Annotated in this window: 13 protein-coding genes; 1 reads left to right on the top strand and 12 read right to left on the bottom strand. The window is 41.2% G+C overall.

The features are described 5' to 3' along the window. Positions 1-492: 492 nt before the first annotated feature. From ACOOE0_RS09445 to ACOOE0_RS09410, 8 genes are all read right to left on the bottom strand, one after another. Positions 493-768 carry a helix-turn-helix domain-containing protein gene (locus ACOOE0_RS09445; RefSeq protein WP_420398682.1) on the bottom strand — a complete coding sequence of 92 codons (276 nt, stop codon included), beginning with the start codon at positions 766-768 and terminating at the stop codon, positions 493-495. A 69-nt stretch (positions 769-837) separates the two neighbouring features. Continuing rightward, the gene (locus tag ACOOE0_RS09440; RefSeq protein ID WP_420398681.1) at positions 838-1,650 is read right to left on the bottom strand and encodes a hypothetical protein; all 813 of its coding nucleotides are present in this window, start codon (positions 1,648-1,650) and stop codon (positions 838-840) included. Then, on the bottom strand, positions 1,634-3,007 hold the full coding sequence (locus tag ACOOE0_RS09435) for a phage integrase SAM-like domain-containing protein (RefSeq protein WP_420398680.1): 1,374 nt from the start codon (positions 3,005-3,007) through the stop codon (positions 1,634-1,636). The genes ACOOE0_RS09440 and ACOOE0_RS09435 overlap by 17 nt, the downstream gene beginning before the upstream one ends. Before the next feature lie 488 nt (positions 3,008-3,495). Next, on the bottom strand, positions 3,496-3,834 hold the full coding sequence (locus tag ACOOE0_RS09430) for an SdrD B-like domain-containing protein (RefSeq protein WP_420398679.1): 339 nt from the start codon (positions 3,832-3,834) through the stop codon (positions 3,496-3,498). Positions 3,835-3,941: 107 nt separating this feature from the next. After that, a complete protein-coding gene (locus ACOOE0_RS09425; protein WP_420398678.1) occupies positions 3,942-5,939 on the bottom strand; it encodes a SusD/RagB family nutrient-binding outer membrane lipoprotein in 1,998 nt (665 codons plus the stop codon). A gap of 11 nt (positions 5,940-5,950) precedes the next feature. After that, a complete protein-coding gene (locus ACOOE0_RS09420) occupies positions 5,951-9,529 on the bottom strand; it encodes a SusC/RagA family TonB-linked outer membrane protein (protein ID WP_420398677.1) in 3,579 nt (1,192 codons plus the stop codon). Positions 9,530-9,712: 183 nt separating this feature from the next. Further along, on the bottom strand, positions 9,713-10,858 hold the full coding sequence (locus ACOOE0_RS09415) for a FecR family protein (protein ID WP_420398676.1): 1,146 nt from the start codon (positions 10,856-10,858) through the stop codon (positions 9,713-9,715). A 139-nt stretch (positions 10,859-10,997) separates the two neighbouring features. Beyond that, a complete protein-coding gene (locus ACOOE0_RS09410) occupies positions 10,998-11,588 on the bottom strand; it encodes an RNA polymerase sigma-70 factor (RefSeq protein WP_420398675.1) in 591 nt (196 codons plus the stop codon). Positions 11,589-12,013: 425 nt separating this feature from the next. On the opposite strand from ACOOE0_RS09410, the gene iolG reads away from it, so the two are divergent. Continuing rightward, positions 12,014-13,015, top strand: coding sequence for an inositol 2-dehydrogenase (iolG, locus tag ACOOE0_RS09405; RefSeq protein ID WP_420398674.1), 1,002 nt, complete (start codon positions 12,014-12,016; stop codon positions 13,013-13,015). Positions 13,016-13,030: 15 nt separating this feature from the next. On the opposite strand, the gene ACOOE0_RS09400 is transcribed toward iolG, so the two are convergent. Genes ACOOE0_RS09400 through ACOOE0_RS09385 form a run of 4 tightly spaced genes read right to left on the bottom strand, consistent with a single transcriptional unit; the run spans position 13,031 to position 19,772 of the window. Then, positions 13,031-14,422, bottom strand: a complete 1,392-nt coding sequence (locus ACOOE0_RS09400) for a c-type cytochrome domain-containing protein (RefSeq protein ID WP_420398673.1) — start codon at positions 14,420-14,422, stop codon at positions 13,031-13,033. Between the two features lie 9 nt (positions 14,423-14,431). Further along, positions 14,432-15,355: a hypothetical protein gene (locus ACOOE0_RS09395; protein ID WP_420398672.1), complete on the bottom strand. Its 924-nt coding sequence runs from the start codon at positions 15,353-15,355 to the stop codon at positions 14,432-14,434. Positions 15,356-15,366: 11 nt separating this feature from the next. Then, a complete protein-coding gene (locus ACOOE0_RS09390) occupies positions 15,367-16,818 on the bottom strand; it encodes a DUF1501 domain-containing protein (RefSeq protein ID WP_420398671.1) in 1,452 nt (483 codons plus the stop codon). Further along, positions 16,818-19,772 carry a PSD1 and planctomycete cytochrome C domain-containing protein gene (locus tag ACOOE0_RS09385; RefSeq protein WP_420398670.1) on the bottom strand — a complete coding sequence of 985 codons (2,955 nt, stop codon included), beginning with the start codon at positions 19,770-19,772 and terminating at the stop codon, positions 16,818-16,820. Before ACOOE0_RS09385 ends, ACOOE0_RS09390 begins: the two co-directional genes overlap by 1 nt. Between the last annotated feature and the right edge of the window lie 29 nt (positions 19,773-19,801).

Here is a 19,801-nt window from a genome sequence, read left to right as displayed (position 1 = left end):
AAAAAATACTTATTTAATCTGACCTCTTATAAAATACTAATTAAACACGAACTATAAACAACTCTAGTTAAACCGCAGCAAACAATATCTTGAATAAATGCAATTCCTGCCCTTTACTGTGCATATTATATTATGCTCAGTTTGATCCAACTTTATATTAACATTATTAAAGCAGATCCGGCTTGGATAGGTATCCTGCGCTATTATAACACCTCACAATTGATAAGTATTTTTAGGCATGCACTTTGACCAAGTTGACAGCAGTGGGTCATTGCTTGGATTTTGGGTCAATTGTTTTCCTTACCTGGAAAAGATGCAGCCTACTACTTCGTTCAGCAAAACTAATCTTATCCATTCCGTTTGAGTTTTTTAATTTTATGCTTTAAGAGGGGTCTAACTGTTGGTAAACACCCCACTTGCAGAACCAAAATGGTTCGATTAATTATGAAACCGCAAACCCTATGAAACTGTTATTCCATAGGGTTTGTTTAATTACTTAATTGGCTTAATAGCAGCTATCAATTCACTTCTTTTGTAGTAAACCTTCCTACCAATGCCATATTTATTGATTTTACCATCCTTTTCCCATTTCCAAAGTGTGGTTTTCGAACAGTTCAAGAACTTCATTGCTTCTGAAGTTGACAGATGTTCTTGAAGTTTATGCTCTTCATTTTTTACCTCATTCACAGCATCCGTTACTAGAGTGCGGATACTATCAAGCAGTTCATTTGGGGTAATTGAGTGAAGTGTTATTTCTTTTGCTTCCATAAAACACGAGTTTATAAAAGCAAAATTGTTCTTTAGTGTTAAGTACCGTTTAGTAGTACCGGTTCTATTTTAGGTTATTTTTTTAGAAGGATTAATTTTGGTAATCCTATTGAGAAAATCCTCGCTTACTTCAATCCCTTTAGATTTACACAAACTAGCAACAAATTCCATTTTAGCTTTGGCTTGTCTACCTGAAAAAATGTCCTTATATCCATGACCAGAAAGGCTATCGTTAACATATGGCCTATGAGCTTCAACAGGAAAATCAGGAAACAGTTGTCTTGTTATTTGTGTCTTACTAACCCCCTTTGAATACAGTTTTTGAATTTTCCCAGCCGCAAACTTCATTGCCACTCTAAAAGGAGCAGTATCTTGCCATTCAACAAACTCTTTGGGATGATTAGAAGCATTTATATTTCCGCCAGCAAGGTTTTTGATTTCCTTCTTTAAATTGACACTAACATTTTTCATTAATTCAGTAAGCCTAATCTTATAGACCTTATTAGCCAAGTAATCCATATCACTATCAAGGCTAACACCTTCTTTAATCAAGTCATTTGAATTCATTTTCTTGTTAAAATGATTCTTTAAACAAATGCTTACATAGCGTTCACGTGTGTAATTTGCAACTCTATCCGGCTCCCAATCTTTTAGGTAATAATATTGTTCGTTAGCCTCTTTGTAAGGATCATTTATTTGTTCATAGGCCAAAGCAGTTTCTATCCAAAGATTATACAGCATTTTCGCTTCCATATCTTCATCCAGTGAAGATTTCTTGATCTTATGTACTTTAAGGGCATACCTATCTTTGTATTCCTTATCGGCTTTCAATTCACCTCTATAAATACTTGATAAAATTTGGTTTTCAGTCAACTTCGCCATAATTCTTAACTATTTTAAATGGAACCAATGGATTTTCATCCTTTTTTAGGGAATTGAAATATTCCATCATTAACTTGGCCTTATCTCTAGGTCTTTTCCCTATATAGTTCAAAAACATTGTTTCTGTCGAATGACCAGTAATCCCAATCAATATCGAAGTTGGTATCTTTCCATAAAAATTAGTCGCAAAACTCCTTCTGCAGACATGAGAACCGATTAACTGATATTTTGGATACGAACCCTTTACAGAAGGCAAGATCTTTCGTTCTGAGTCCTTGAATTGTCCTTCTTCTCGGGAAGGTCGTATTGCGCCAGGAGTGAGTTCATTAATTCCCGCCAATTCGCAAAGCTTTTTAATGTACTGATTAAATTTTTGGATTGAAATCTTATATGGTAATCCTTGCTCAACAATCTCAATAGCCTGTGGCAATAGTGGAATAGAAACCTGTTTGTCTGTCTTTTTTTGAGTAATTTCCAAAAGAGTCATCCCATCAGCAATAACTATGTTATCATGGGTGATATCTAAAAGGTCTCCACCACGTTGTCCAATTACACAACCAAATAGCAACCATTTTCTTGCATTTTCAAGAGCAGGACTAGACAGTTTAAGTTCTTTTATAGTCACTTGTTCCTCTTCGGATAAATAGATGATAGGTTTTTCCTCCTCCCTCTCTATTTTCCTTTGTTGAGGTGGTTTAATATACTTTAGCATCGGGGAAACTTGTAACCCTTCACTTTCTGCATAATTACAAATGGCCTTTAAGTTATCAATGTTTTTTGCTGCATATCCTATTGAATACCCCTCATCGAGCAACCATCTGATGAAAGTCTGGCCAAATGCCTTATCAATGTTTCTTACAACAACCTTTCTGCCATCCAACCCTTCTTTCTCATATCGATTGATTACGGAAAGAAATGTTTTATATCCCTTTATTCTGTTTGTAGATAGCCGTTCTATGCCTATCTCTGCATTTTCAATCCGTTTTTTTATGACATTGGTTAAAAGATCAACTTCCTCTATAGGATTACGATTGTTGATTTTACTTATTGCAGATTCCAACCACCCTCCATTTATAAACTCACCTTGCTCCAGTGCTTTATTTAGAAGTCTTCTCAGATTAACTTTAAACGCTTCCAACTCAGTATGCAGGTTTTTTAATTCGACATTCCTTTGCTTAGGCATACCCGCTCGACCAACAACTTTTTTATCATCGGTTTTTTGTTCCACCTTCCAATTAGAAAGTGAGACCTCCTTTCCAGTAAGCCTTTTGAATTGTTTTCCTCTTCCTAAGGATAATAGAACCACAATATTCGCAGGGTCATTTTTCCCTTGCAAAAGGAACTTAATTGAAGCCATCTGATAAACTTTACTAAATCAAAATTAATAAATCTAAACTTAGAAGTTTACCAAAAGTTTACTTTTTCAAAACCTATGCAAATATTGATAAACCAAAAAACACCTATTTTATAGACATTTAAGTAGTTTTATGTTCCTCCATGTTTTATAAGGTTTATCTAATTACCGAGTTTAAACTTCCGCCTCGAGTACAGCGAGGAAGCCCTTACTTTGTAAGGGCTTTTTTTATGGAACAAAGTGACATAAAAAGGACTTGTGTCCACTGCCGATGAAAATCGGTGCCCACCTCGAGTACAAAACCCCTACTATATAAGGGTTTTTTGTGCAATATGGTTTTCTTTTTATCATACAAAACTTACCGCTTTCTAATATTTCGAAAAAAGAAAGCCGGCCATAAATGGCCGGCGATCCAACTAACATAACTCAAACAATATGCGTTGCGAACTCTGTTTCAATAACTGTTAGTTTTTTAAAACAAAGTAAGCCCGCTATTTCTGATTTAAGGTAAGTACAACTTCCTTTGCAACTTCTCCACCTACATACACAATTTGGGGAGTGTTACCTGTATCCCAAACAACATCACCAACAGTAATGGTAGCACCCACATAATAATTGGCCGCATCCAAGCCCGTAAAGTTGAAGTTACCTTCTGCATCCGTTGTTGTTTGTTGGAGCAAGGCTGTATTCTCGGAATACAACTTTACTGTGATCCCTGATAGTATGTTGCCATTATCTCCACTTGCGTTTCCGAATATAGACCCTTCATCATCTTTGGTACAAGAAACTACCAAAAGCAATGTAAGGATGACATAAAAAACTCTCTTCATTTGTTTGTTTTATTTATTGACCGCGACTAGAAGCCAAAATTTTATTTACAATAGGAACTGTTCCAATCATTTTGGCTTCGTAATGTCTATTCGATCATGTTTAGATTTTATTCAAGTACATTTTTCCATTTGGTATTCCGCCCGGTAAACCAAACTGGAATATCAGGATCGTCTGTTTGGCTAATGATAGCCCAAGCCGCTGGATCTGTCGCCTGAATATTAGGATTGTACAGAAAGCGCTCCTTCCATCGAAATGTTTCATAAGGTGATCCAGGGTTATCTCCTAGATAGCTTATCAACCGTCTGGCAGATGTCCATGGCACCTCAAAATTGAATAGGCCATAATGCAACTGTAATTGATTGAAAATGGCTTGAACCTTCTCTTGATCTGTCATCGTATCGAATTGCTGGGCGGCGTATTCAGCAAAAGCAGCAGCATCATATTCTTTTGAAGGTCTATCCCTTTCAATTCTGGAAGGATCCATATTACTTGGGAATGCAGGTACTGTTTGCTGGCTATAGGTGTTGTCATTATTAATGTCATACCAATAATCACAAGACAATTTAATGGCATTTGCATAATGTTCCCGAGCTGATCCGGCATTACCAAAACCACGTACTGCAGCCTCGGCCAATGAAAGTTCAGTTTCTACGGCATGCAACGTGGGGTATCTAATGTCAAAATTATACAAAGGGCGCACGTTGAATTCTGCAATCATGTTATTGTCAGTACCAATTTGGAAATTAGTATCACTGGAACTTGTAAGGTACCCACGGAAAGCGTCCAGTAAGAAGGCCTCGCGACCTACCAAGGTACCCTCCAATTCTGCACTTAGCGCAATAGTTTGCTCATCCCCATCTTCAGAACCAAAAGAAACTTCAGTAACATTTACATCCGTCATAATGGGATCGTTGATGTAATAGGTCCGAATTATTTTGTTCAAATAACTATTGGGGTCACTACCATTATCCCAGCTGGTTTCGGCACCGATATATCGGCCTAAGATATCCGAAGAGAAAACGTATTTAATTCTGGGATCCACCGTACCGTTCTCAAGTCCTTCAGCAGCATTATCACCACTAAAATAGTACAAGGTTTCTCCTTCCACTACCACACTTTCTTCTGTTGGGATACAAAACATGGTATCTTCCAAATAACGTTTTGGAGCGCGACATTCATCTGCTCTTTCCCGAAAAGCCCGGGTAATTCCCAATTCACGCTGCAAGCGGGAGGGATCAACAATAGCAATATCCGCTAATCCCGCTACGTCATTGGCCTCATCAAAAAGTGGTTTTCCAGCCAATTCATTGATGGTTGACGTAGTGAGGTCGGGAAGTCGTTCACTAACGGTCATGGCCCATCTTAATCGCAAGGAGTTTATATACTTTCTCCATTGCATAATGCTACCATTAAAAATAACATCCTGATTTTGGAAAACACTTAGCTCGCTAGCATCCAATTCCAAAGTGGATAAATATTCCTCAATTTCACCCAGTTCGGCAATTATAATAGGGTACACTTCCTCTTGACCCAACCATTCAGCTCTTTCCCCATCCAAGGCTCCAGCAGATCCAGTCTTAAAATATGGAACATTGTCATAGCCGTCAATTCCTCGTTGGTAGGCATATCCCTTCAAGGCATGCAGTAATCGCATAAAAAGTACATCCAACTTGGTACGATCAGATTCAGCAATGTTATTGAACTCTTTTTGAGCCCAAAGGATACCCTTTACCCAATTACTGTTCAATTGATTAAAAACTGATCGGTTAAACCCATTGGATCCCCAATCGTTTTCAACATCACGTAAGGTGTATGAAACACCAAATGCTTCAGGTGCCATATAGTACAATTGCACCCCGGTTCCCATTACACGGGATCCACTTCGCATCTGATGATATTGGGCACCATAATCACCCCTTAGATAAAATCCTTGGGTCAACTGGGAGGTAAAGTATCCAGCGATAATACTTACGCCAGCCGCATCTGCTTGGCTTTTGGAAAAACCGTCTGGATCTTGGTACAGCTCCTCTAGCTGATCTTGACAACTATAAGATGCGGCCAAAACCAGAACACATAAAGTCAATTTAGTTAATACATTTTTCATAATTAGCAATTTTATAGTTTAACTCTTAAGGACAATCCTAACGATCTCTGCAAGGGTAATGCTGTGGTAGAAAAAGCACCAGCTGACCAACCAGTTCCATTGCTAGCTTCGGGAATAGAGTTGGGAGCAGCTTTATACAGATAGGCAACATTATTGGCGAAAACAGAGATTACGGCTTCAGACAACCCCATTTTCTGCGCAATAACGGGAAGCCTATAATCCAATGACACATTACGTAACGCTATATAATCACTTTTAAAAATTCGATCTTCCGGGAAGAAGCCATTGGAAAAGTAAGATGATCCATAATAATCCTCTGCGGATACCACTTGGGTATTTGGTGTCCCATCGTTAAGTACACCATCCAATATAACTCCGTCGTTAAAGGTTGCCCCTGTTCCTGGGTTTGTTCCCGCTACTCTGGTACCTTCATCATTTATATAATAGGCTTGACCCCCTGTAGCAGCATCCCTAAAGGGCAAACTTTCACGCAAGACTCCTGCGGCCAACATGTATGTTTCAGCTTCACTTACGAAAGTCGCACCAAAAGAATAATCAATATTGGCCACTAAAGTGAAGTTCTTGTAGCTAAATCTATTGAACGCACCCCCTGTAACATCGGGAAGCAATTTTCCTACCTTTCTGTTACTGCTTCTGCTATATGCGTAGCGAGCTCCACCGTTTTCAACAATGCGAGCGCCATTATTGGGATCGTTGTCATCAGATGGGTTTATGTAGTTCCGGAATCCTTGTTGTTGGATGATCGTCCCGTATTCTCCCCCAACTTCAGCAACATAGTTAAGGCCGTTTCTCTCGAACAACAATTGGGAAGTAAGGTCATCCGTTAGACCATTTACCTTGGTCTGGGCCGAAGCAAAGGTCATATCCAATCCCCATTGGAAATTCTTGTTGAAAATCGGCTTGGTCCTAAGTCCCAATTCCCATCCGGTGTTCTGTACATCAGCTGCATTTACCCTAACCGTGTTCACCCCAAGTCCGGGTGGAGCAGTAATCGCCATAATTTGATCGTAGGTATTTGCTCTGTATATGGAGAAGTCAATTCCTATTCTTTGGTTTTCAAATAAGTAGGCTTCAAGACCTGCTTCAAACTCACGTTTTCTTTCCGGCTTCAGGTTTTGCACAAACTGGGCATCGATTGGAGGTAGGGAACTTGGAGGACTTAGAATGAATCCATTCCCGGATTGCGATACTCCCAGGTTTACATTACCAAAGTACAATGGCCCTGGTCTTCCTACATCTGCCCAAGAAGTCCTCAGCTTTAAAAATTTAACAAAAGAAGGAAGATTCAAGGAGTTGGAAGCAATCCAAGTAGTACTTAAACCAGGGTAAAAATAGCTGTTGTTGTTCGGTGGTAGGATAGAGGACCAGTCCTGACGGGCCTGCGCCTCTACAAAAATCTGATCCTTCCAATCTACCTGGACAGATCCCAAAACTCCATAAAGTATATCACGCCCATTGTCGTTAATGTAGTTGGGCTGCTGACCAGAAGGTAGGTTGCTAAAAGAGAAGAAGTTAGGGATTACAAATCCACCAATACGTTCTGCTCCTTTAGTCTGAAAGCGGTTATCTCTATGTATGGCACCTACAAGACCGGAAATGCCCCAGTCATTGAAGGAAGTGTCAAAATTAAGTGTTCCTTGAATATAGGACCTTCTGATCTCACGATTTTGATCCCTAAACACCGAGCCACTATTTGGCCCAATTAAACTTGGGTCTTCCAACTTACCTCTATAAATACTTCTTTCATCCGTATTATCTATCCCAGCAAGGATTTGTGCACTAAAGACTTTGCTCAAGGTTACGTCCAAGGTTAAAGACTGTATACCATGAATACGTCTAAATTCACTTTCATTCTGGGTCCAATCCCAAAGGGAGCCTACTACAGTTTGTCTCCCTGTGGAGATAAATTCCCTTTGCTGATCTTCGCCTCGGAAAAAGTTAAATCCATTTTCCGTAACCAGGAAACTCCTCAAAAGATCCACGTCAACATCGCGGGTATACCCCCCCAAATTAGAGGTGGAACCTTGTGCGTCGGCAGATCCCTCAAAAGAGGCGTTTAAGTTGTCGGTCACAAAATAGTTACCTACATATTTAAGCGAAATGGCATCATTAAGCTTATACGAAGCATTTACGCTAAAGGTGTTTCGATCATAATCTCCACCTCTTGTAATTGGCTTGTAATCCATGTTGGTGTATGCAAAACGAACAGAACCCTTTTCTCCACCTGAACTTACAGCAACATTAAGAAGTCTTTGACTACCTGTTCTAAAAAGTTGTTCAAAAACATCCTTTCTTGTGGGTTGCCAAGGACGAAGAGAACCGTCCCACCAGCGAAGTTGTACACTGGGATCATACCTAGGGCCAAAGCCAGGGCCATTAACATCAAGTGCCCTTTCTCCCGCTTCATTGATATAAAAGCCTTGGTCGTCGTTTGCATCTATACTTGCGCTACGACCTGTTCCGTACTGATCTTGAAGGACTGGTGTGAATGCACTTTGTTCTATGGTAGTGGTCATGGAAGCGCTAATACCAAGTCCCCTACTTCTGGATCCGGATTTAGTAGTAATCAATATTACCCCATTGGCTCCTTCACTACCGTAAAGGACCGAGGCTTTTGCCCCTTTTAGGATTTCCATGGACTCAATGTCCTCCGCGTTAATATCATTTATTCCCGTTCCATTGTCCCTTCCCGTTCTTGCATTTCGAGTAATCCCGGTATCTTGATCATAAATTGGGATCCCATCCACAACAATCAAAGGCCGTGTGGTAGAATTCTGGTCAAAGGATACGGCATTACGGATGTTGATTTTAAAACCTCCCGTAGGTCCGCTAGCCGTACTGGCTACTTGCACACCGGAAGCGGTTCCATAAAGTGATTGCAAAGCATTAACAGGAGATCCACTGGCAAGAACTCGCTCGGAATCCACCTTGGAAACCGCATAACCCAGTGCTTTAGCGTCTTTTCTAATACCCAATGCGGTGACCACTACTTCATCCAACTGACTTGCGTCTTCTTTCATGGTCACATTGATTGTGGTCTGATCCGCAACAGGAACTTCTACAGTGACAAAACCTACATAGGAAAATACCAAGGTGGCGGATTCACTGGACACATTAAGGGTATAATTACCATCAAAATCAGTAGACGTACCATTGCCTGTTCCTTTTTCAATAACATTTACACCCGGAAGTGGTTGCCCGTCTGCATCTACCGTGATTCCGGATATGGATCTCTGGACAACCGCATTGTTGTCATCAGTTTGGATCTGTGTGTTCCTTTTGAGCACGATCTGTTTGCCCAATATCGAATAAACGACATTGCCATCAGTGAAAATTCTATCCAAGATTGTTTTAATCCTTTCATTTTTTGCTTTGATGGAAACAATTCTTCCCAGATTGACTTCCTGGGTATCTGCCAAGAACTTAAAATCGGTATTTCGTTCTATCTCATCCAACACCTTCTCCACCCTCACCTGTGTTAGGTCCAACGAAATTTTTGTGGTCTGAGAGTATGTACTGGCCTGAATTTGGAAAAACGAAACAATTAACAAAATTGTTGTCAGTTTCATTTTGAGGTCAAATTTCGAGATGCCCTGTAACGGCACACCCGAATTAGTTGTTTTTTTCATACTTTTAATAGCGTTATTGTGGTTTAACATTAGGTTGAATCACGTTTGACCATCGGAGGATGTTGGCCCATCCTCCGATTTTGTGATTGTTGGTTCGTTAGTTTTTGGTCATGCAAGTTTGTTTTAGTTAATAATTATCTGATTGTTAGATATGGTGTAATCAATAGCGTAATTTTCCTTGAACGCTTCCATGACCTCCTCAATGGTCTCAATGTCAAAAGAGGCGTTGTAAAATTTCTCATCCAAAGCGGTATTATTGTTGATTATGGAAACGTTATATCTCCTTTCCAGTTTTTTTCGGATGTTCTTAAACGGACAGTTTTTAAAGACAATTCTTCCGTTGATCCATGAGGTATAGATATCCGTCTCCACTTCAGTTACCGTCATTTCTGCGGTAATTTTGTTCCAAGATGCTTTTTGGTTAGGTGTTATAACCAAGGATCCCCGAACTTCATCGGTATTTCTGGCCGATAACTTCACGGATCCCTCAACCAGAACTGTACTGATATCATCATCTTCGGGATAGGAGGATACATTGAACTTGGTTCCCAATACTTCCACCTGAATATTGTTGGCATTGACTAAAAATGGATGGTTTACATCCTTAGTAACATCAAAATAAGCCTCGCCCCATACTTCAACTTCCCTAGGGATGCCTTCAATAAATTGAACCGGGTATTTTATCGTACTTCCCGCATTGACTTTTACCGTGGTGCCATCTGACAATACCAAATCAAATCTTTTCCCTAAAGGAACCGTCAGTTCATTGTAAACCAATCCTTTAGGATTCAGTTTTTGCTCGTAGGCAATGGTATTTCCTTTTTGATAACCCACCACATTGCCCTTGGAATCGGTAATTTTCTTTTGATCGTTTTCAGAAATCACGTCCACATTGCCATTATCCAATTTTAGCACTATGGCGTCGGAATTGTCTTTATTTAAAGTGTTGGACAATCCCGTTTGCTTGTAATACTGGAAAACGTAGAGCACCCCAAAAACTACCGCTACAGTGGCGGCATATTTAAGCAACCTTTTTGACCCTAAGGGTTTTACCTTAAGGTTTCTTGAGGACTTCTCTGCCACCCCCTTGGTCAAACGGGCAAACATTTTGTCCTTTAACTCTTGCCGATTTCCCAATTCTTCGGGCCAGCCATCAGAATCGTCTTCCTGAAAACTATTAAAATAGTTAAGCAAAAATCTTTCTTCTTCCTTAGTGGTTTTTCCCTCCAGGTGTTTTTCCAATAAGGCTAAAAAGCTCTTTTTATCCATACGAATCAATTAGCCCTTGTTGGGCCTTTAATGTATAGTGTCAACAATGGAAGGTATCCCCTATTTAAAAATGATTTTTTTTCATTTTTTTTATCAAAGGGCTAAATCAAAAGGGAAAGCTTAGATGCAGAAAAAGAAATTAGAAGAGATGAAAACTGGTGAGAACCAGAAAATTACCCACAGTATTTCTCAGTATTTTAAGAGCTTTGGTCATGTGGTTTTCTACGGTTTTGGTTGAAATATCCAAGCGACTCGAAATTTCCGCATGCGTTAATTGCTCATGACGGCTGAGCTTGTACACTTCTCGGCACTTCTTTGGCAATTGTTCCACGCTACTGTTCACTTGGGCTACCAACTCTCGATATAAATATTCGGATTCGGGGCAACCATAATGCACCCGCGGTGCAAGGTTTTCGAATACCTCAACCCGAACATTTTTGCTCTTTCTACGTATCTGGGCAAAAACCTGATAGCGAACACAGGAGAAGAAATAACTTTTGAAGGTGGTAGTAATATTTATTTTTTGCCGACGATTCCATATATCCAGAAAAACGTCCTGAACCACATCTTCGCAAAGTTTCCTATCCTTCAAGATGTTATAAGCAGCCAAAAACGCTGCATCCCAATACCTATCATAAAAGGCCGTAAGGGCACTTTCATCGTTGTTTTTTAAACGATTTAAAAGGGCCTCATCAGTGTGGAGGAGGAACGTTTTTGTTTGTTTGGTCATGTCGGAAATGCTACATAAAAAAATATCAGCAATAAAATCCTAAAGCCAAAGTAATAGAAAAAACCAAACACGCGCTTTACCATTTTTTAGCATTTTTATATACTTTTTTTGCATTTAGCACATCTTGTTTACCAAAATTTAAAAATTTAACATTACTAAGATTACATAGACCTCGGCAAATTTTTTAAAGCCATGTTGAAGGTGTACTGGACCAATCCAGCTTCAATTTTACCCTAAATCATCTCATTTTATTCCATTTTATGCAAGGAATTTTTCCTATTTCCAAATCCAGTTGGCTTGCTATGTGTTCTAAAAAGCAAAAATTGGCTCAATCCTTTGATATCAAAGGGAATTTCCCTGTTTTCACAACAAAATCCTGTTGTATTTGTAGGCTATGAAACGTATATTTATATAAACAGTATTACATGGTAAATATTGGAATTATCGGGGTAGGTAGAATGGGAAAAATCCACCTCGAAAATCTCTCCAGAAAAATTGAAGGCGTGCATTTGATGGCCGCCGTCAACCCCGGGAAAGAAGGGCAAAAATTCGCACATGACTTGGGAATCCCCAATGTATCAGATGACATTGGCATCATACTAAACAATCCCGAAATTGATGCTGTGCTTATCAGTTCCCCAAGTGATACGCACTCAGCGTATGCAGTTCAGGCGGCGGAAGCTGGAAAAGCTGTTTTCTGCGAAAAGCCCATTGACAAATCCTTGGGCAAGGCAAAGGAAACCGTTGCCACAATCTCCGCATTGAATGTTCCCTTGATGATTGGTTTCAACCAAAGGTTTGATATCAACTTTGCAAAAGTGAGGGAAGCAATTTCAGATGGAAAAATTGGGGATTTACGTAATCTGCATATCATAAGTAGAGATCCCCAACCACCTCCCATTTCCTATATTAAAAAATCCGGGGGCTTGTTCAAGGATATGACCATCCACGATTTTGATATGGCCCGATTTATCATGGGGTGCGAAGTGGTCGAAGTGTATGCTTCGGGCAACTGCCTGGTAGATCCCGCCATTGACGAGGCAGGCGATATTGATTCTGCCACAGTGCTGCTTAAGTTTGAAAATGGAGCGATGGCTACCATAGAAAACAGTCGGGAAACCAAATACGGGTACGACCAACGTTTGGAAGTTTTTGGATCCAAAGGGGTAATAAAAGTCGACAATCCACTAAAAAGCAATGTTAGCTTTGCCACAGAAACCGGTTCCAGCTTTGATCGTCATTTGAACTTTTTCATGGATCGTTATGAAAGCTCTTATCTCGAGGAGATTCGGGTTTTTGTTGATGCCCTTATTAATAAACGACCTATGCCCGTTACTGGTGAAGATGGGCTTAGAGCCATGGAAATTGCCGAGGCAGCGAACCAATCCTTAAAAGAAAATAGACCTGTGCGTTTGGGTAAGGTATAATTTGACTATGGCAATTCAATCAAATTCTATCCTTAAATCTTTATGCTGCTGTAATTGATTAACCACGGAGCTATCGGCCATGGTTTCCGAAATATATAGCCGTTTCAGATTAGTGAGTTTTGGGATTACTTCCAGCAATCCAACAGAAATACTCGTTTTATACAGATTTAGCGATTCCAAATTTGACAAATTGGAGAGATGGGTCAGGCCCTCATCAGAAATGTCATTTTTGCTCAAATTCAATTTGATTAGATTTTCCAATTGCCCAATTTTTTGCAAGTGCCCATCTTCAATCCCAGAATTGCTCAAATTCAGCCAAATGATCTGGTCTTTGAGCAGAAGTAAGGTTTCGGAGGATTTATCAGTGAACTCCTGCTCGCTCAAGCTAAAGTTGGCCTCCAAAAAATGATTGTCTATCATCAATGGATTCAGGATAAAACCAAGGTTGGTCAAAGAATCCACAACATTCGTATTGGGAGCTTCAACTTGTTGATTTAGTAGTTTGTTCTGATCCAATCCCAAATACTTTTCAACCAAATCTTTCATTTCCTGTTCTGGGTTCAGTGCTGTAAAATAACCTTCTGCTGGTGCTTGGGCGCTGATCCACCATCCTATCAGGGCAACCTCTTCTTCAGATAGTGGCGGTTTGCCCTCTGAGGGCATGAAATCGTCATGGGATTCTGGCAGGGTTATTCGTCTGTACAGATCGCTGGAATTGAGATCTCCTGGAATCAGGATTTCACCATTTTCCCCACCTGCCATGAGATGAGCAAAAGTGGTCAAATCCAAATCGCCTTTCTTTTTATCCTTGTTATGACAGCTTACACAACGGCTATCCATTATTGGTGATATCAGGTCCAGATAAACATCCGCGGAATCCAGGACGGTCACTTTTTTTCGCGGAACCGCTTTGTCAGGCATTCCTGCAAGATTTCGGACAACGTTTGGGGCATATTCCAACAAGTACGTGGAGCCATGGGTTAAATTTCCTCCCAAATGGCCCGTATAAAATACAGCAAACACGACCAGTGCGATTAGCAAAGATTTGCCATAAAACGGAAGCTTCACTTGTTTTTTGGATATATAATAGCACCCAAGGGAAAATGCAAAAACCGCAACGCCTACCCACTTATGCCAGAATAAGGTATTTTCATTGTAATCCCCAGATAAGGAAAGAAAATATCCCAAGACCACGGCCACCAAAGCACTTAGACTTCCCAAGGCCCATAGATAATGGGTGAAATTTCCCAAAGGCTGGAATTGTGGTTTTTTTGCAACTACTTCCACCAATGCTGCCAATAACAAAAATCCAATAGGTAAATGAACAACCAAGGGGTGTATCCTACCAAAAAAAATGAGAATGTCAGCGGGTGCTTCCCCAGCGCTGTTGAGTAAAATAGTTAGCAATCCTGTTTCTTATTTGAGTGGTGTTCCCTTTATAGGTTTACCATTGGTGGTTAATATTTGAAAATGATGGGCACGATGGGCTTCGTAAGTCCATACGATGTTCTTGTCCGAATCCACTTCAAACATTTTAATTCCTTTTTGCGCCCCATAACTTGCAATTACCGTGTTTCCATTGGGCAATCTTTGCGCACCACAGGGATCTACCAAAGGCTTTTCAGCAAACAGGGAATTATCAATTTCCCAGACAATATTTCCATTGGCGTCCAACTCAACCACCCTGTTTCCATGTGTCAGAGTGACCAAGGTATTGCCATTCTTCATCCGAATTGCGGTGAACGGCCAGGTCTCTGCCGAGCGTCCTCCAAATTGTTCGTAATCCGTACTGAATGTGTTCACCACTGTTCCGTCAGGTTGATACTCTTTTACTGCAAAGGCGAGCAAGTGTGGCACCAAATAATTTCCATTTTTGAGCTTTCTGGCCATCCGGGTCTGCATATGAACATTGTCGGTTTCCGGTTGCAACGGAACACTTTTTACCACTACTCCCTTCTTGTCGATTTCCACAATTCTAGGTTGTGTCCCTGATTCCGTTATCAAAGTATGTCCATTGGAAAGGCGCACAGCAGTTCCCAATTCCATATGATCTTCTGCCCGTTTATAGCTAAGAATCACTTCCTTTTTTTTATTGAATTCCTTTACCTCATCTGCCCAACAAACCAGGATATTTCCATTTTTTAGCACATAACCATCTCTCGCGCCAGCTTTTTGGGAATCCCAAACTACCTCACCTGCTTCATCAATGATTCCTGTAAACTGAGGGCCTGCAATAAAAAAAGAATGGCTGATTCCTGATGCGGATTTTTGCCCGATGACCATTACGGGTATCAAGCAAAATAGGGTTATAACAATCTTTAGAATTGAATTTGTTTTCATCTGGTGTTTGTTTATGCTAAAATATCTTTGATTACGTGTCCATGCACGTCGGTCAACCGCATATCACGGCCACCAAAACGGAAGGTGAGGCGCTCATGGTCTATTCCCATCAAATGCATTATGGTGGCGTGCATGTCATGAATGGTAACTTCGTTTTCAACAACACGGTAGCCGTATTCGTCTGTTTTCCCAAAAATGGTTCCGCCCTTAATTCCGGCCCCGGCCATCCACATGCTAAATGCCGATGGATTGTGATCCCGTCCATTCAAGCCTTGGGCAAAGGGGGTTCTTCCAAATTCACCTGTCCAAACCACCAAGGTTTCCTCAAGCATACCCCTGGATTTCAAGTCTTTTAGCAATCCGGCAATAGGTTGATCTACCGCATGTGCATTTTTCTCATGTCCGTCTTTTAAATCCCCATGTTGATCCCAACGATCCGCACTTACCTTGGGACAGGTAAGTTCTATAAAGCGTACGCCTCTTTCCACCAATCTTCTAGCCAATAAACATTGAGCCGCATATCCGCGGGTATGGGGGTCATCGGAATCAAATCCGTAGAGCTTTTTGGTTGCATCGGTTTCTTCTTTGAATTCCGTTAATTCCGGGATCGAGGACTGCATCTTATAGGCCAATTCATAGTTGGAAATAGCTGATTCTATGGCATCGGCTTCCCCAATGGCATTCAGTTGTTTTTCATCCAGCTCTTTGATGAAATCCAATTTCTGTTCTTGAAGATTGGGAATTTGTTCTTTGGGTATGATATTGGCCACGGGTTGCGGCCCAGCCCTAAGAATAGAGGCTTGGTATGAAGCAGGTAAGAATCCATTCTTAAAGTTGTCAAGCCCCCCTGGGGGAATCAACCCTCCGTCCAAAACCACGTAGCCTGGAATATTTTTGTTTTCACTCCCCAACCCGTAGGTCATCCAAGAGCCCATGCTAGGCCTCCCTTGCAGACCACTTCCCGTATGCAGGAAATAATTGGCATTGGTATGTTCCGGAAATTGCGAGGTCATGGATCTGATCAAGGCAATATCGTCCACACAAGTGGCTATATGCGGAAACAGGTCACTAACTGGCATACCACACTCCCCGTATTGTTTAAACTCCCAAGGACTCTTTAGAATCTTGCCCACGTTGTCAAACTGGGTGGCATCCACTTTGAATTTTTTCCGGGGATCCTGACCATTTTCTTTGGCAAGACGAGGTTTGGGATCAAAGGAATCTACCTGGGAAACCCCTCCGTCCATATATAGAAAAATAACATTCTTGGCTTTGGGCAGATAATGTGGCCCCAGCAGGATATCGGAACCTGAACCTAGGGCACCATACTTGGACCGATTGCAGGAAATGGTGGAAACCCCAAACAGGCTCATAAAAGCCAAAGAGCCAAATCCGCCCTTGCATATGGACAACATTTCACGGCGTGAAAGTGGCTTTCGCATAAAATTGTGGTACTTGCTCATCAGATCAGGTATATAAATTCTTTTAGGTTAAAAATGCTATGACAATACTCCTTCCAAACTTCTAAATCCAAATTAGTTTTATCCAATTCCGATTTTTTCATTGCTGCTATTTTATCCATGAATCGGGATGCATTGCCCACTTCCTTTTCAGTTGGTTTTCTAGAGAAGGTGCGCATATAAATCCATGCTACTTTCCGGTCAAAGGACAAGTCTTTTTGGGCCAATACGTTTTGGGCCAAAATTACCGATTGCTGAATCACAAAGGGATCATTCATTAGAATAAGGGACTGGGCAGGAACATTGGTCACATCCCGCCTTCCAAAGGTTGTGAACGGAATGGGCCTGTCAAAGGTGGTCATCATAGGTTCCAAAAAGTTCCGTCTTACTTCTTGATAGATACTTCTACGGCCAGCGCCATCCAATGGCCCCGATTCCTCAGGTCTACCCCTACCGCCCATAAATTCCGTGAGGTAGGTTGGGATGGGAGGTCCAAAAAGGGTGGAATCCAAACTTTGGGATACTACCAAAATACCATCGCGAATTGCCTCTGACTCCAACCGCCTTATTGGAAAGGAGGCTAAATAGAGATTGTTGGGGTCTTTGTCGGACATTTCCTCCTCCGTAATTGCACTTCTTTTAAAAGCCTCGGAAGTAACAATGTACCGAATCATTTTTTTAATGGACCAATCCTCTTTTTGAAAGGTAATGGCAAGATGATCCAACAGTTCGGGATGGGTGGGTAGTTTTCCCTGAAGTCCAAAGTTGTCAACCGTCTCCACAATACCCTTTCCAAACAGATGATGCCATATACGATTTACCATCACCCTGGCCGTAAGTGGGTTATCAGCCTGCAACATGGCTTCTGCTAGTTCCAGTCTCCCACTCCCCTTCGATTGGAATGGTTCATTGCCATGTGGGAGTGCGGACAAAAATCTGCGCGGCACATTTTCCTCTGAGGGTTCTTGATACCTTCCGCGAATAAATACGGGACTATCGGTGGCAGATCCATCTGAAACTCCATAAATAAACGCGGTGTTCTCGATAGTTTTTGACAAGTTCTTGGTACTGTCCAAAGCGGTAATCAACTCCGGGAAATGCAGGTTTATTTGACCCTTTTTTAGCATGCTATTGTACCTCTTCACTTGCTTTTCCGAGAATGCGGTAGAAGATTCGTTCTGATTTGATGCGACTTTTGAAGGCCAATCCCCATTAAATGTAATAGCATATTGAGCCTCTACAAAGGCCTCTGGTGGGAGCTTATAATTGTGTTGCTGGTACTCTCCCGGAAGGATTTCTATATAAGCCTTATGTCCCTTCCACGGCTCCACGTTAAACGTATAATTTTCCCATTTTGAATTGTTGACTTCATGGGTAAGTCCTCCATAAATAGGCCATTGTATCAGCTGAAAATTATCGACTATGATACGAATTGTGCTCTGCCTTCCCCTAGCTCTAACCCCAATAAAATCTGTATCCAGAATGAAATCAGGAGATCTTAGGGTTCCCATTTTGCCCGAACCAAAGATTCTGCTGGACGCCTTTCCATCATCTAGAGCTATTAGCCTTCCTGTTGTTGGATGTATGGTGGGATTACCTAGCGTTGTTCTACTTCCAAAGGCCAAGCCTGTGGTGTTCCAACCATCCAAATCAGTGCCCCTGAAATCTCCTATGGCTTTATAATCAGGAGTGTCCAAAGGTGTCTTTACGTTGTTGAAGGCTATTTCAGAGTACTTTTCAGTTATTTTATCAACCACTGTTTTTTGCACATAGGCCTCAATACCCAGGACTTCTTTTGCCGTAATTTCCTTGGCAAGGGTTTGATCGGCATCCAAAGGGGTAAATCGAGTACTTTCCATAACCCCATAGAGGGCATAATAATCCGCGGCAGTAATCGGGTCAAACTTGTGATCATGGCATTTTGCACAGGAAACCGTCAAGCCTTGGAAGGTTTTGGTAGTCACATCAATCATATTATCAATCCGATTGGCCTCGTCTTGTTTAATGTCAACCGGGCTATGGGTTCCCTCCCCCATGGCGTAGAAAGCGGTTGCAATTTGCGATTCCAAAAGTCCGCTTTCAGAGTCATATCGCTTCTCTTCCAAAAGATCGCCTGCCAAATGTTCTTTTAAAAATTGATCATAGGGCAAATCATTGTTGAATGCCCTTATCAGATAGTCGCGGTACTTCCAAGCCCCTGTAATAGGATAGTCAAATTCATGGCCCTTGGTCTCGGCATATCTCACCAAATCCATCCAATGCCTTGCCCATCGCTCGCCGTAGGCTGGCGCATTCAAATAACGATCCACCATTTTTTCATAGGCCTGTTCTGATGAATCCAAAACAAATGCTTCAACATCCTCTGGAGCTGGAGGTAACCCGGTCAATAGGTAAGCGACCCTTCTAATCAAGGTATACTTGTTAGCTATTGGAGCTTTTTGCAGCCCTTTCTGTTCTATGGCCTCATCAATAAACTGATCAATCTTGGCATCGCCGTATTCCTCTGCAACTTTAGGTTGAATAAACGACCAGTGCGGTTTCCATTCCGCCCCCTGCTTAATCCATTTTTCCAGAAGATCCTTTTCACGTTGGGTCAATATACTATTGGTCTCTGGTGGTGGCATGATTTTGTCTTCATGCTCATGGTTGATGCGAAACATCAGTTCGCTTCTAGCTGGTTTTCCCGGAACAATGGCAAAACCTCCCTCCTTCAATGCAGCAGTGGCTCCTTCATAGGTATCCAATCTTAAATCCGCTTTTCTACTGCTTGGGTCTGGACCATGGCATAGGTAACAATTCTGAACCAGTATGGGACGAATATGAAAATTGAAATCTACATGTTTGGGTAAGGGCTCATAGGAAGTGTCAGACGTGTTACAAGAAAAAAGCAGAATACCGAAAAAACATAGTCCTCCCAATTTTCTAATTGCACCTATCGTATGTATACATCCAAACATCCTAATCAAGTTAAAAAATTCTTTTGATC

Origin of the sequence: Flagellimonas sp. (assembly GCF_965215805.1) — a bacterium.
GTDB lineage: Bacteria > Bacteroidota > Bacteroidia > Flavobacteriales > Flavobacteriaceae > Flagellimonas.
This window is presented reverse-complemented; position numbering and strand designations above follow the sequence as displayed.